The 12,919-nt window shown below is 67.2% G+C and carries 9 protein-coding genes and 1 pseudogene; 6 read left to right on the plus strand and 4 right to left on the minus strand.

Annotation, left to right across the window (positions count from 1 at the left end):
* Positions 1 to 384: 384 nt before the first annotated feature.
* Both QZY67_RS10265 and QZY67_RS10270 read left to right on the plus strand, forming a co-directional pair.
* The gene (locus tag QZY67_RS10265; protein WP_295370024.1) at positions 385 to 1,920 is read left to right on the plus strand and encodes a recombinase family protein; all 1,536 of its coding nucleotides are present in this window, start codon (positions 385 to 387) and stop codon (positions 1,918 to 1,920) included.
* A gap of 39 nt (positions 1,921 to 1,959) precedes the next feature.
* Positions 1,960 to 2,766 carry a hypothetical protein gene (locus QZY67_RS10270; protein ID WP_295370025.1) on the plus strand — a complete coding sequence of 269 codons (807 nt, stop codon included), beginning with the start codon at positions 1,960 to 1,962 and terminating at the stop codon, positions 2,764 to 2,766.
* A 56-nt stretch (positions 2,767 to 2,822) separates the two neighbouring features.
* On the opposite strand, the gene QZY67_RS10275 is transcribed toward QZY67_RS10270, so the two are convergent.
* Together QZY67_RS10275 and QZY67_RS10280 are read right to left on the minus strand one after the other, a co-directional pair.
* On the minus strand, positions 2,823 to 3,872 hold the full coding sequence (locus tag QZY67_RS10275) for a hypothetical protein (RefSeq protein WP_295370027.1): 1,050 nt from the start codon (positions 3,870 to 3,872) through the stop codon (positions 2,823 to 2,825).
* A 3-nt stretch (positions 3,873 to 3,875) separates the two neighbouring features.
* On the minus strand, positions 3,876 to 5,906 hold the full coding sequence (locus QZY67_RS10280) for an AAA family ATPase (protein WP_295370030.1): 2,031 nt from the start codon (positions 5,904 to 5,906) through the stop codon (positions 3,876 to 3,878).
* A gap of 206 nt (positions 5,907 to 6,112) precedes the next feature.
* Here QZY67_RS10280 and QZY67_RS10285 point away from each other — a divergent pair, with 206 nt between their 5' ends.
* The 4 genes from QZY67_RS10285 to QZY67_RS10300 all read left to right on the plus strand — a co-directional run bounded on the left by QZY67_RS10285 (position 6,113) and on the right by QZY67_RS10300 (position 11,771).
* Positions 6,113 to 6,901 carry a hypothetical protein gene (locus tag QZY67_RS10285; RefSeq protein WP_295370032.1) on the plus strand — a complete coding sequence of 263 codons (789 nt, stop codon included), beginning with the start codon at positions 6,113 to 6,115 and terminating at the stop codon, positions 6,899 to 6,901.
* The gene (locus QZY67_RS10290; RefSeq protein WP_294536568.1) at positions 6,894 to 7,484 is read left to right on the plus strand and encodes a hypothetical protein; all 591 of its coding nucleotides are present in this window, start codon (positions 6,894 to 6,896) and stop codon (positions 7,482 to 7,484) included. The genes QZY67_RS10285 and QZY67_RS10290 overlap by 8 nt, the downstream gene beginning before the upstream one ends.
* Positions 7,465 to 10,767 (plus strand): CHAT domain-containing protein, encoded by a 3,303-nt coding sequence (locus QZY67_RS10295; RefSeq protein WP_295370035.1) that lies wholly within the window; start codon positions 7,465 to 7,467, stop codon positions 10,765 to 10,767. The genes QZY67_RS10290 and QZY67_RS10295 overlap by 20 nt, the downstream gene beginning before the upstream one ends.
* Before the next feature lie 92 nt (positions 10,768 to 10,859).
* On the plus strand, positions 10,860 to 11,771 hold the full coding sequence (locus QZY67_RS10300; RefSeq protein WP_295370037.1) for a hypothetical protein: 912 nt from the start codon (positions 10,860 to 10,862) through the stop codon (positions 11,769 to 11,771).
* 246 nt (positions 11,772 to 12,017) lie between these two features.
* Here QZY67_RS10300 and QZY67_RS10305 read toward each other — a convergent pair whose 3' ends face one another.
* Positions 12,018 to 12,725, minus strand: coding sequence for a class I SAM-dependent methyltransferase (locus QZY67_RS10305; RefSeq protein ID WP_295370039.1), 708 nt, complete (start codon positions 12,723 to 12,725; stop codon positions 12,018 to 12,020).
* Positions 12,726 to 12,821: 96 nt separating this feature from the next.
* A pseudogene (locus QZY67_RS10310) lies at positions 12,822 to 12,919 on the minus strand (glutamate synthase); the annotation flags it as partial.

Below are 12,919 nucleotides of genomic sequence, written 5' to 3' on the forward strand. Positions count from 1 at the left end.
ACCTCCCAGAAGGGGAAGCCTCGCAGAGTTCCGTCATCCGCAGATGACGGAATCAAATGAAAATCCGTCATTTTCGGGGACATGCGCCTCGAAAATGACGCTTCTCATGAAATTTTTTCCAACAATTTTATCACAAATCGAGGTGAAAATTTCATGAAGCTCCTTCGAAAAAGTGGCTTCCGCCACTTTTTCGACAGCCTGAGGGCTCCCGTTCATACTCCCCCTTTGCCGCTCATAGAGTTCTATGGAATCCATGAGAGGGGGAGGGAGCGAAATGCGCAAGACCGTGCTGGTACTCACGGAGAAGTTCAAATCCAGTGCGCCGCCGGACCGGGAGGCCGTCCGGCGGGCGGTGGCCGCCTGGCTGTCCGGGGTGCTGAAGGCATGAGCGGGGCGGTGCGCTGCGCCATCTACACCCGGCTGAGCAAGGAGGACGGGGACCGGCAGGGGGACGCCTCCGAGAGCATCCGCAACCAGAAGGCCCTGCTGACCGCCTACGCCGCCGACCGGGGCTGGGAGGTTTTTCAAATCTACTGCGACGAGGACTACTCGGGGGCCGACCGCCTGCGGCCCGGCTTCAACCAAATGCTCCGGGACGCCGGGGAGCGGCGGTTCCAGGTCGTCCTGTGCAAGAGCCAGTCCCGGTTCACCCGGGACATGGAGCTGGTGGAGAAGTACATCCACGGCCTGTTCCCCCTCTGGGGCATCCGGTTCGTGGCGGTGGCCGACAACGCCGACACCCAGGTGCGGGGCAACAAGAAGGCCCGGCAGATCAACGGCCTGGTGAACGAGTGGTACCTGGAGGACCTGTCGGAGAACATCCGCACGGTCCTGGACATGAAGCGGCGGCAGGGGCAGTACATCGGCGGCGCCCCCATCTACGGCTACCGGAAGGACCCGGCCGACCGGCACCGCCTGGTGGTGGACCCCGAGGCCGCCGGGGTGGTGCGGCAGATCTTCCGCTGGTCCCTGGAGGGAAGGGGCAAGCAGGAGATCGCCCGGCTGCTCAACGCAGAGGGCATCCCCAACCCCACCCGGTACAAGCTGGAGCGGGGCTGGCCCGGCGTTCCCCCGGGCGCGGACGGGCGTGGGCTGTGGAACAAGACCACCGTGTGGCGCATCCTCCGCAACGAGATGTACACCGGGGTCATGGTCCAGGGGCGGCGGAAAAAGGTGAGCTACAAGTCCAAGGCCCTTGTCGACCTGCCCAGGGAGCAGTGGTTCCGGGTGGAGGGCACCCACGAGGCCATCGTGGACGCCGCCCTCTTTCAGGCCGTCCAGCAGGGGCTGGCCCTCCGGGCCAGGGGCGGCGGCGGGGGGACCCCCCACCCCCTGGCCGGTCTGGCGCGGTGCATGGACTGCGGCAGCGCCATGAGCCGGACAACCAACGCCAGGCAGGGCCCGTCCTACCTCCGGTGCCGGCGGTACGCCGACGGCGGGGGCTGCACCCGCCACGCCGTCCGCCTGGACGCTCTGACAGAGCTGGTGGCGGAGCAGGTCCGCCGGTATGTGGGGCTGTGCTGCCCGCCGGGGACGCTGGCCCTCCCCGCCGCCGCAGCTCCGGAGGAGGACGCCCGGGAGCGGGAGCGGAAGGCCCTGTCCGCCCGGCTGGCCAGGAACCGGCAGGCCCTGAAGGCCCTCTACCTGGACAAGGTGGAGGGCCTTCTCAGCCGGGAGCAGTTCTGCGCGCTGAACCAGTCCTTCCTGACGGAGCAGGCCGAACTGGAGGAGCGGATGGCCCGGCTGGAGGCCGCGCCCTGTCCGGAAGGCGGCGGGGATATGGCCGGGCGTATGGATGAGCTGCTGCGGCTGGAGCAGCTGCCCCGGGCGCTGGCGGCTCTGCTGATTGAAGCCGTTGAAATCGGGGAGCGGAACCCGGAGACCGGAGAGCAGGCCGTCCGCATCACCTGGAAATTTTGACGGCGGCGGAGAAAACGGCCGCCGGTTGCCCGCGCCCATGTGGTGGAGCCAAAGCTGCCGGGAGCGGTTGAGCGTTATGTCAACTTGGGCGACTGCTACGACCGGGCGGGGCTTCAGTCGGTGCGCGCTGAGCTGACGGCCTGCATGAAGGGCTACAAGGGCTGCTATCAACGGGCCTACCGCTGCCTGACCGCGGCGGCCCAGATCGGCGAGGACATGCGCGCCGCCCTCATCACCCCCGCCGTGGAGGCCAGGCTGGCCAGGCGGACCCGGGGCATCCTGGCCCGGGAGGTGAAGAAGAGCGGGAAGGAGCCTGGAAAAGCGGTGCAGCGGTTCCTGGGGGCCATCACCTGGAAGGGCATCGTGTGCAATTTCGACACGGTGGACGCCCTGTGCCGCCGGGTCTACGAGCTGTCCGACAGCTACGGGCTGGGCCACGTCATGCTCACCCATCTGGCCACCGGGGCCATGGCGGCGGGGTACGATGTGATTCTCTGCCCCTCCCCCATGTGGCCCGACCGGATCGAGCACCTGCTCATCCCCGCTCTGTCCCTGGCCTTTGTCACCAGCACCCCCGCCCTGCCCTACGGCAAACGGCCCTATCGCCGCCTGCGGCTGGACGCCATGGCGGATCAGGAGGTCATGCGGCACCTGAGGGCCAGACTGCGGTTCTCCAAAAAGGTGTCCGCCGCCCTGGTGGAGGAGGCTGTGGAGTCCCTGGCCCAGGCCAAGGCCATGCATGACGAGCTGGAATCCCTCTACAATCCCCATGTGGACTTTGACCGGGTCTACCGCATCGCCGGAGAGATTATCGATGAGCTGAGCTCCCGGCTGCCCGACGCCTGACGCGCAGCGGCCCCGGGCGCACCTGACGGTGCGCCCGGGGCCGTTTTCCATGTTTTCTACTCCTCTCCCGCCAGCTCCGCCGCCATGGCGAGATAGTAGTCCGTCCGCTCTTCCGCGTGGGCCCGGGCGTCCTCCTCCAGGCTCTGGGTGTAGTACCCCATGCCGTCGGTCTGGTAGTGCTCCGTCTCCTCGATGTACCCGGGCACCCTCTGGAAGGCCCGCAGGGCGCGGTACTCCTCCTCCAGGCCGGCATAGCAGTCCATCAGGCACTGCTGGTAGTGGTGGTACATCTCGTGGAGCACCGTGTCCACGCACTCGGCCGCCGTCTCCCTGCCCAGCATCTGGAGGTCAATGGTGATGCTCTCCCTCTCCCAGTCGTACTGCCCCACCACATACCCCCCCAGGTAGGCCCCGTGGACGGAGGGCATGTCGGGGGTGCCCAGATAGGCGCCCTCGGCCTGGGCCACCACGCCCAGCACCTCCAGCCGCTCCTCCTCGTCCAGCTGGTCCCACAGGTCCTCGTTGAGACAGACCAGCCGGTTCTCGTCCACCTCCGGGGTGTCCGGCGGCGTCTCCGGGGTCTCCGCGGTGAGGACCGGGATGCCGAACAGGCTGTTGCCCACCACGGTGGCCAGCGCCCCCAGAAAGCACAGCACCACCGCCAACCGCCCCCGGGAGACGAAAAAGCGGAGCCTGCTGCGGACAAGCATGGGCCATGTCCAGCGGGCCGGGGCGGGGGTGAGGACGCTGGACAGTGCCAGTCCAACCAGAAGGACGCACAGCACCGCCAGCACGGCCAGCCACTTCCAGCCCCAGTAGGGCCGCACGCAGCAGAAGCAGTAGACGGCAAAGGGCAGGGCGGCGTTGACCAGGGCGGTGGAGAACCGGCGCTGGCGGGCGGAGGTGGCCAGGAAGCACACCACCTCCGCCACGGCCACCAGCGCCACCAGCACCCGGACAGACGTGCCCAGCTCCAGCTGCTCCCCGGTGAAGGGGCTCACCAGCCGGCAGGGCCCCATGCGCCAGAAGGCAAAGAGAAACAGGCCGGTCATGAGCGCCGTGTCCCACAGGAAGGCCAGGTAGCCCTCCTCGTTCCGGTCCCGCATGGCTCACTCCTCCTTTTCCATCCGCCTGAGCGCGGCGGGCAGGCTGTATGCCGCCTCCAGCAGCACGGACAGGTTGGCCGCCTCCACCACCCGGATGCCCCGTCCGCTCCTGTACCGGTACAGCTTGGCGCCCGTCCCCGCGGCGGCGTACACCGTGGTGACGCCGGCGGCCTCCAGGGCGTCCAGGTAGGCGTCGGCGCTGATGTCGTCAAAGTAGGTGTTGCCGTACAGGTCGCAGCTCCCCAGGAAGGCGCACTCCGGCCCCAGGTCCCGCCCCGTCATGGCGGAGAGGATGGCGGCGGCGGCGGCCACGCCCAGGGAGCTGCCGAAGGCGTTGTCCACGCTCTGGGGCACAAAGAGCGCCACATCCGTCACCCTGGGGCGCACGCTGTCCCACAGGGCGCGGCAGACAAACTCATAGGCCACCTGGCAGCTCTCCTGTACCCGGGCGCTGTGGACGCCGATGAGCCTCAGGCCCCCCCTGCCCGGCCGGGCGGCGGCCTGGATGGGGAAGCACCTCACGCCGTTCTCCCCCCGGAAGGCCGCGTTCACCATGCCGGGGAAGAACACCATGGTCCGCTCCACGCACCGCTCCGGGCCCAGGACGCTGCGGAGCATGTCCAGGTCGCAGCAGAAGTTCTCCTCCCCCGACTCCCGCCGGTAGAGGTACCGGGAGAGCAGCTTTTCCCCGTACTGCTCCAGGTCCCGGGCCCCCGGTTCGGTGGCGTACCGGGTGCACAGGGCCTCCAGGGCCTGGGGCGTCATGGAGAACTCCTCCGGCGCCACCCCCATCCGCCCGGTCAGCTTGGGGAGGATGTAGCGGGTGAAGATCTCCTTTTTCTCCTCCCCGCTGTACCCGGGGATGGAAATGCGGAGGAACCGGTCCCGGATGGGGCGGCTGATGTCGCCCAGCTCGTTGCAGGTGGCCACAAAGAAGATGCCCCGGGTGGGGATGGCCACGTCCATGAAGGTGTCGGTAAAGCCGCTGCCGTCCAGCAGGGTGAGGAGGGCGTCGGCCGGGTTGCCCCCGCCGTTGCCGCCGCCCGCCTTGTCCAGCTCGTTGATGACCATGACCGCGTTGGCGCTTTTGACGCTGTAGAGCTGCTGGATAATGCGGCCGGGGCGGCCGTTACTGTAGATGCGGGAGGACCCGGTCAGATCCAGGCAGTCCCGTACGGTGGACATGTCCAGCACGGCCATGGGCAGGCGGAGAATGCGGGCCACCGCCTTGGCGATGGAGGTCTTGCCCACGCCGGCGGGGCCGTCCAGCAGGATGCCCCAGGAGGGCATGGTGCCGGTCCGCTTCATCTGGGCCAGCACCTCCAGAATCCGCTGCTTTACCGGCTCCAGGCCGTAGAAGGCGCCGTCCATAATCTCCCGGGCCTCCTCCAGGCTGGGCAGGTCCAGGGTGCGGATGCTCCAGTCCATGTTGAGGGCGTAGGTCAGGGCCTGGACGGCGTGCTGCTTCTCCCGCTCCGTCCCGCTCCAGATCTTCTCGCACTGGTCCAGGGTCTGTTCCGCCCAGGCGCGGATTTCCGGCGGATAGGCCTCTCCGCACACCCGTATCAGGAGCCGGAGCTCCTCCTCCGTCTGGAACTCCGCCCCCCCGTCCTGCACGGTCAGGTCCGGCCCCGCCGGCCCGAAGCCCAGGCGCCGGAGCATGAGGTTCATTTTTGCCGGGGTCAGCTCGGTCTTTTTCTCCTTGGCAAAGAGGGCGGGCATGGCGCTGTCCGGGCCGCCCGGGTCCATGCCCAGGACCTGGAATATCTCAGGGTTCTCCCTGTCCCGCCGCCCGGTGAGCAGCATGGTCTCCTTCTTCTCCGCCAGCCAGGCCACCAGATTTCTCAGCCTGGGCTCGGCCAAATCCAGGCCCATGACCTCCTGGCTGTACCGGGTGCTGTGGAACACAAAGCCCAGCTCCCCCCCGTCGTCCACAAATCTTCCAACCAGGTTCTGAATCCGCCTGCTCATCAGGGTTTCAGGCAGGTGTACGGCCATCAGGCTGCGTCTTTTCTCCGCGTTGGACTTTTTCACGGCGGCTCCTCCTCCCGTGTTTCCGGCAAGTTTTCTTTCAAGAGGAAAAACACCGCAGATCCTGCAAAATCACGCCGGGAAAAAACTTTTTTTGTCCGGCCAACACCTTGCCCTTCTTTCCCCGCTTCTGTATAATATAGGATATTCCTCCTTCCGCTCCCGACCAGGGCAGAGCGGACCCATCTGATAGAAAGGAGTGACAGCGGATGGAATTCGGAACCCAGGAGTTCTTTGACCGGCTCAAGGCCGGCGTGACCGCCGGCGACCCGGACGTCTACGCGGAGCTGAACAATACGGTGGAGCGCTCCATCAGGTACCTGGTCCGCACGAAAGTTGAGCCTACCGATGTGGACGACGTACTCCAGGAGATCAAGCTCACGGTCTGGCAGCGCATGAGCTTTTTCCTCACTTCCTCGGAGAACAACGCCCCCGCCCAGCGCAACGCCTGGCTGATCAAGGTGGCCAACAGCCGGATCAATGACTTTCTCAATAAGAACTACAAAAACCGCCCCCAGCAGTTTGGGGAGGACGAACCCACCAGCGGCGGGACCACGCCCCCCGGGCCTGTTCCGCCCACCCTTGTGGGCGCGGAGCAGCTGGCCAACTATGAGCGCTGCTGCCGCGCCATCTCCCATATCTGCAATCTGGCTATGGAGCCGGACCGGATTTTGGCCTGCCTCTACAACGGGATTCTCATCCCCGCCATGTCCAGTGGGGACGCCCGGAAAAAGGGGGACCCGGAGGCCATTGTCCGCCGCTTCTCCGGCCGGCCGCTGTCTGAGCTGCGGGACGCCCTGTGGCAGGAGCTGCGCTGGCTGTTTGTCCTCCCGCCGCCGGAGGACCTTCTGGCGCCGCTGGACCGAAAGCTACAGGGCGGCGCGGGGGACCGGCCCTTCCTGCTGACAAAGCGGGAGATCACCCTGGTCACCAGCCGGAGCAGGAAGTCCGTCCAAAAAAGCCGCAACGAAATTCTGGGAGGTACCCTTGATGAGTGAACATATTGCGCTGGAAGAGCTCTTCGCCTTTGTCTACGACGACAGCATGGGGCCGGAGGCCATGGCCCGGGCCGCCCGGGTCAACGCCCATCTGCTCGGCTGCCCCGCCTGCCGGGACGCCTGCCAGGCCCTGCTGGACCTGCGGGAGTCGGCCTCCGCGCTGGCCCTCCGCCGCGCCGCCCAGGCCCGGCCCGGCGCGGTGGACCGCCTTCTGGAGGGGGCCGCCTGGTTCCGCCTGCGGATTCAGGACGCCGCCCGGAAGCTGCTGCTGGACGCCGCCCGGTTCGGCGACTGCGACTTCGGCCACCCCGTCCCCGTGGGGGCCCGCTCGGCCGGCGGCGGCTGCCCCGCCATGGATCAGCTGGTGGACAATGAGAACAGCTGCAACCGGTTCTCCGTCCGGGACGGCGCCCTCACCGTCCGGCTGGACGCGGAGGAGGTGTCCGCCCTTCACCCCACGGCGGTGCTTCTGCGGGAGGACGGCTCCCCCGCCGCCGTCCGGGAAATGACCCGGGACGGGCAGGCGTGGACCGCGGAGTTCCGCGGCCTGGAGGACGGCGCCTATGACCTGGCCGTCCTCTGACCCTGTCTCCCCCCGCCGCCTGACCGCCCTGCGGGATGAGGCTTTGGAGCAGGGGCACGCCCGGGCCGCCCTCCTGTTTCAGCTCCACCTGCTGGCCCTGGAGGACACCCCGGAGGAGCGGGACCGCCTGCTCTTTCTGCTGCCGGAGCACCTCCGGCAGCTGGAGAACGCCCCCGCCTGCGCGGACGTGCTGCTGTTCCTCTTCTCCCGCCGCCCCGGGCCGTGGCCGGCGCCCTCCTTCTCCTTCGGCACCGCCGCCCTGATGGAGATCGCCCTTCTCCTCCGGGAGGAGGCGGAGCGCTTTTCCCCCCGGGCGGCGGAGGCCCTGGCGGAACACATCAATCAGACCGTCTGGGAGGTCTACGGCGAGAGCACCTATGTATATGAGATGCTGGTGCTCTACGAGATTGTCCACTTCTATCAGGGACAGCCCGGAGCGCCGGTCATCTCCCTCTACCGGGATGTCCTGGAGGACTGCCTTGACACGCTGGCTCAGATTGACGGAGCCAGCGTGTCTGATCTGCTGCTGATTGTGGGGAACCTTCTGGGGGAGGACAGGTCCTGCCGGAGGGAGGCCAGGGGGCTGCTGGAGCGGTGCGTCGCCCTCCGGCAGGAATACTTTGAGGAGTGCAGCCCCTTCCTGATGTCGGTCCGCTGTGGGCTGATGGAACTATGCTATGTCATGGGGGACGCGGGCGGCGCGCTGGAGGAGTTGGAGATTCTGCTCCGCCAGCCGGAGACCGAGCCCGCCCGGCCCCTTCTCTGCCACGCTCACCTGCTGGCGGCGGATCTCCTGCTGGACCGGCTGGACACCGCCGGCGTGGCGGAGCATCTCTGCCTGGCCGGGGAGCTGCTGGGGCGGCTGCCCGGAGAGACGGCGCAGGCCAGGCGGCTCAGCTTCCGGCTGGACACCGGCTGGGCCCGGTACTACTTCTCCAACGCGGAGGCGGACTCCGGCCTGAGCCAGATGGAGCTCCACGCCAAGCGGGCCTACCTGCTGGCCCGGCAGGAGGGGTACGGCGGGGAGGACACCCTGGCCGCCATCAACAACCTGCTCTACCCCCTGGCCTACTCCTCCCAGGACGGCGAGGTCGTCCGTCTGCTCCAGGAGGCGGCCGCCCTGATAGACGCGCGGGGGCTCCACCACACCCGGGCGGCCGCCATTTTGGGTGTCACCGCCAGTATGTTCGGCCTGGAGGAGCTTCTCCCCCCTGGCGTGGCAGGCCCCATCAACGACCTCTCCCGCTCGGAAAACGACGGGGTGCTCCGCTTCTGGGCCCTTTTTCACAGCGCCGACTCCCAGCTCCGGGACGGCCGGCCCTCCCCGGAGCAGCTGGAGCAGATCCGCGCCGCCCTGGACCGCTGCCAGGCACTGCTGGACCAGCTCCGCCCCGGGGTTACCTCCGCCTCCATTTCCCTCAAGCGGGCCAGGGCCCTGCTGGCGCTCCGACAGGGGGACGGGGACGCCGCCCGGCGCTGGACCCGCTCCGCCCTGGAGGACGCCCGGACCCACCAGGAGCTCCACCCCCAGGGCATGCTCTTCAGCACGGTTCTGCCCCTGCTCCCCTTCCTCCCCGACCTGCTGGACGGGGACGCCCTTCAGGCCCTGCTGGACCAGCTGGCCCGGGGCATGGACAGCCGCGTCCGCCGCATTCTGGACTGCCGGGATGAGGAGTATATCCTCAACTCCCTGTGGTCCAACACCGTGGTCCTCAACTTCACCCTGGCCCTGGCTGACCGGGGGATTGTCACCTGGGGGCCAGACCGGCTCTACGAGCTCATCATCAACGGCAAGGCCGTCTACTCCCGGCTGCTGCGCATCAGCCGCAGGCGGCGGGAGGCCCACCCGGAGGACGAGCCCGTCTACCGCCGGATTGACCGCCTGCGGGCGGAGATCCTGGACGGGAAGGTGGAGGAGCTGCTCCGGGGCGTCCCCCGGGACGTCTCCGGCCCGGAGGAGGAGAAGCGCCTGCTGGAGCTCTCCCTGGCGGGAAGCCTGCCGGACGCCTTCCGGTGGATCTCCTGCCGGGAGATTTGCCGCCGCCTGCCGCCCGGCGCCGCGCTGGTGGATTACTACGCCTACCCCGCCAACCTCTCCGGCCAGCTGCTGCTGGAGGATATGCGGTACGCGGTCTTTGTGCTCTTCCGCCGGGCGGACGGGACGCCATGCCTCCGCCGCCTGCCCTCCGTGAACTTCCTCCGGGTGCGGCGGGCCCTCCTCTCCCTGACCGACAGCCTGTCCGCCCGGGCCGGCATCTTATTCTGCCGGACCCTGCACCGGCTGCTTGTCCAGCCGGCGGAGTCTCTCCTCGGCCCGGAGGTGGACACCCTCTTCCTCTCCCCGGACGGGGACCTGCCCAAGCTGCCCTTCGGCCTTCTCTGCCGGGCGCCGGATTCCTTTCTCTGCGACCGGTACAGCCTGGTCTATCTGGAGAGCGCCCGGGACCTGAAGCCGGACCAGGTCATCGACCCGGCGGGCCGGGAGGCCCTGGTCATGGGTAACCCGGACTTCTCCCTCACCCCGGCGGACCCGGCCCAGCGCTCTCCCGGCCCGGTGGGCAGTCTGGTGGAAAAGGTGCCCTTCACCAAGCTGGAGGCCCAGATGGTGGCGGAAAAGACCGGCGCCCCGCCCCTGATGCGGCGGAGGGCGGACAAGCACGCCCTCCAGGACTGCCGCGCCTCCATCATCCACATCGCCACCCACGGGGCCTTTTTCAGCGACCGGGAGGAGGACGGCCAGGTCTATGAGTACTCCCCCAACCCCATGCGCCGGGCCTGCCTCTACTTCGCCGGGGTCAACGACTGGCTCCTCACCGGGAAGGCGGACCCGGTGCTGGGCAACGGCGTGCTCACCGCCGAGGAGCTGTGCCACTGCCGGATGGCTCCGCCCGACCTGGTGGTCCTGTCTGCCTGCTTCAGCGGTATGGGAGACGTCCGCCAGGGCAGCGGCATCGTGGGGTTCCAGACCGCCTTCAAGGTCCAGGGGGCCAGGGCCATGCTCCTGTCCATCTGGGAGGCGGACGACTTCGCCTCCCTGGTGCTGATGGACCGGTTTTATGACAACCTCTCCTCCATGCCCGCCGGGCAGGCCCTCCGGGCGGCCCAGCGGTACCTGCGCACGGCCACCATCGCGGACCTGACCGAAGCGGGCTGGTTCGACCCCCGCCGCCTCCGCCGCATCGGCCTGGTGGCGGAGGACATGCGCAGGATGTCCCGCCTCAGCCCCGCCCACCGCCCCTTTGCCTCTCTCCGCTGCTGGGGCGGCTATATTCTCTACGAATAACGGTCTTTTTTTCTGTCTCTGCCGTGACAATCTCCTCCCTGCTCTGTTTTATTGGGCAAACAGGCTCAAAACAGAGACAGGGAGGATTTTTTATGATGGAACACACTGCTTCTTTTCCTTTGAATGAGCGGGAGCCGGGCGCGGAGGCCCCGGGGTCCGTGGGCGTGGACGGCGGAGAACTCTACCCCATCCGGGAAGGCACGGAGGAGGATGGCGGGGAACTGGATTTCCTGCTCCCGGACGAATTGCTGGCGTTTGCCGATGATGAGGACTGGGACGGCGCCGGCGCCGGGGACGGCATCGGCGAGGACGGCGACGACGATGATGATAGCGACGATGATGATAGCGACGGCGAGGACGAGGACGACGACCTGGAACTCGACGAACTGCTGGAAATGATCTCCCGCCATGAGAGTTCGCAGGATGTCGCCTTACGCCGGGTGCAGTCCGAGATTCAGAGGGAGCTGGACCGCCGCAAATACCACTATATCGCGGGAGAAATCGACGGCGATCCGGTCTTTTTCGTCCCATCCCTGGGCTTCCACGCCGCCCACTTTGACCTCTCCATCACAATGGAGCGCGCGCCGCAGTGCTGCGTACAGTTTAAGGTGGTGCCGCCCATCCTCTGCGGGGCAGAGATGGCCCCGGCCCTGCTGCTGCGCTTTGCCGAGCTCAACCGGTGTATGCGCTATTTCGGCTGGAGGTACGATGCCGGCTACCATGAGATCAGCCTGTGCCAGACCGTCCCCTTCTGGGATAAGGCGCTGTCCGGCGGCGTTCTCTCCCATCTTCTGGACGCCGCCCTCTACCTGCCCCTGGACGCCTTTGCCGAGCTGGAATGGCTGTCCACCGGCATCATCAACGCCCCGGTGCAGGAGAAAAAGCGGGCCGAGATGGCGGAATTTCTCCAGCGGCTGGAGGAGGGCGGTCCCTGCCTGTCCCCCCGCGCCCTCCAGCGCCTGCGGGACGGGCTGGACGCGGCGGCGCCCCGGGAAGAGGGCTGATTCGATATAAAAAATGCCGTTACTTTCGCGCCGCACAGCGGCGCAAAAGTCCCCGCTCCGCTCTCCGGAAGCCTTGCTGTGCAAGGCTTCCGGGGCATTCGATTCCACGCGAGGCGGGCGGCTGCCCCCTCGCGCTCCCCGCCCCGATAAAGGCCGATTCTGAGCAACCGAGGCTTTTCCACACGCTGAAAAATTGCCGGACAGCTGTGTGCTGTCCGGCAATTTTTATGTTTATGCAGATAAAAATCAGGCTTTCCTGCCCAGATAGACCAGCTGAGTGCAGCGCTGGATTCCGGTGCGGGCGCAGCGCTCCTGAATGCTCCTGGCCTCGGCCAGCAGCTGTTCGTACTCCGGTTTGCCCGCAGCCTTCTTCTCCACGGCGGAGACCAGCTTGGCGTTTTTGCCCTCCAGCTTCTTGTCCATCTCCGGCTCCTCCAGCAGGTCCACAGTCCGCACGTCGGTGAGGGGCAGGGGGCTGAGGATATCGACGATCTCCTGCCGGTTCCAGGTGGGGCGCTGGAAGCCGCCGGAGAGCATGTCCAGCTTGGCCTCCAGGGTGTGCTGGAGGAAGTGGGTCTGCTGGGCCTCATTCTGATTGTCCGAGTACATCTCGTTGACCAGGAACCAGCCGCCGGGCCTGAGCACACGCAGCATCTCCCGGAGAACCGCATCGTAGTCCTCGATGTGGTGCAGGGTGTTGGAGATGGCCACCAGCTCAAAGCTGTCGTCCGGGAAGTCCATGCGGGCGCCCTCGCCCTGGACAAAGGTGATGCCCTTGCCGCCGTTCTTCTCCCTGGCCTCCTCCACGGTCTTGGGGTCGCACTCCAGGCCGATGACCTCGGAGCCCTCGGGCATGGCCTCCACCAGGGTGAAGGCGAACTCGCCGAACCGGGTGCCCACATCCAGGGCCTTGCCCGGCTTGAGCCCGGGCAGATATTCTTTCAGATGCAGCATGACTGGAATTTCCTTCTTTCTGGCTGTTTATCCGTATTTCCCAGGCGGCGGACAGCTTGGAGAGAGCACGCTGTCCGCCGCCCGGATTCGATTGCCTTACTTGGAGAGGTAGGCGTGGATCTGCTCGGCGCCCTTCTTGCCCGCGCCCATGGCCAGGATGACGGTGGCCGCGCCGGTCACCGCGTCGCCGCCGG

This window comes from uncultured Pseudoflavonifractor sp. (genome assembly GCA_904419835.1).
Taxonomy (GTDB): domain Bacteria; phylum Bacillota; class Clostridia; order Oscillospirales; family Oscillospiraceae; genus Pseudoflavonifractor.

Bases quoted from the DNA above. Each gene is read 5' to 3' on its own strand.
- QZY67_RS10290 (WP_294536568.1), top strand. From the start codon at position 6,894: ATGAGTGAACATATTGCGCTGGAAGAGCTCTTCGCCTTTGTCTACGAC.
- QZY67_RS10265 (WP_295370024.1), top strand. From the start codon at position 385: ATGAGCGGGGCGGTGCGCTGCGCCATCTACACCCGGCTGAGCAAGGAG.
- QZY67_RS10275 (WP_295370027.1), bottom strand. From the start codon at position 3,872: ATGCGGGACCGGAACGAGGAGGGCTACCTGGCCTTCCTGTGGGACACG.
- QZY67_RS10295 (WP_295370035.1), top strand. From the start codon at position 7,465: ATGACCTGGCCGTCCTCTGACCCTGTCTCCCCCCGCCGCCTGACCGCC.
- QZY67_RS10305 (WP_295370039.1), bottom strand. From the start codon at position 12,725: ATGCTGCATCTGAAAGAATATCTGCCCGGGCTCAAGCCGGGCAAGGCC.
- QZY67_RS10285 (WP_295370032.1), top strand. From the start codon at position 6,113: ATGGAATTCGGAACCCAGGAGTTCTTTGACCGGCTCAAGGCCGGCGTG.
- QZY67_RS10300 (WP_295370037.1), top strand. From the start codon at position 10,860: ATGATGGAACACACTGCTTCTTTTCCTTTGAATGAGCGGGAGCCGGGC.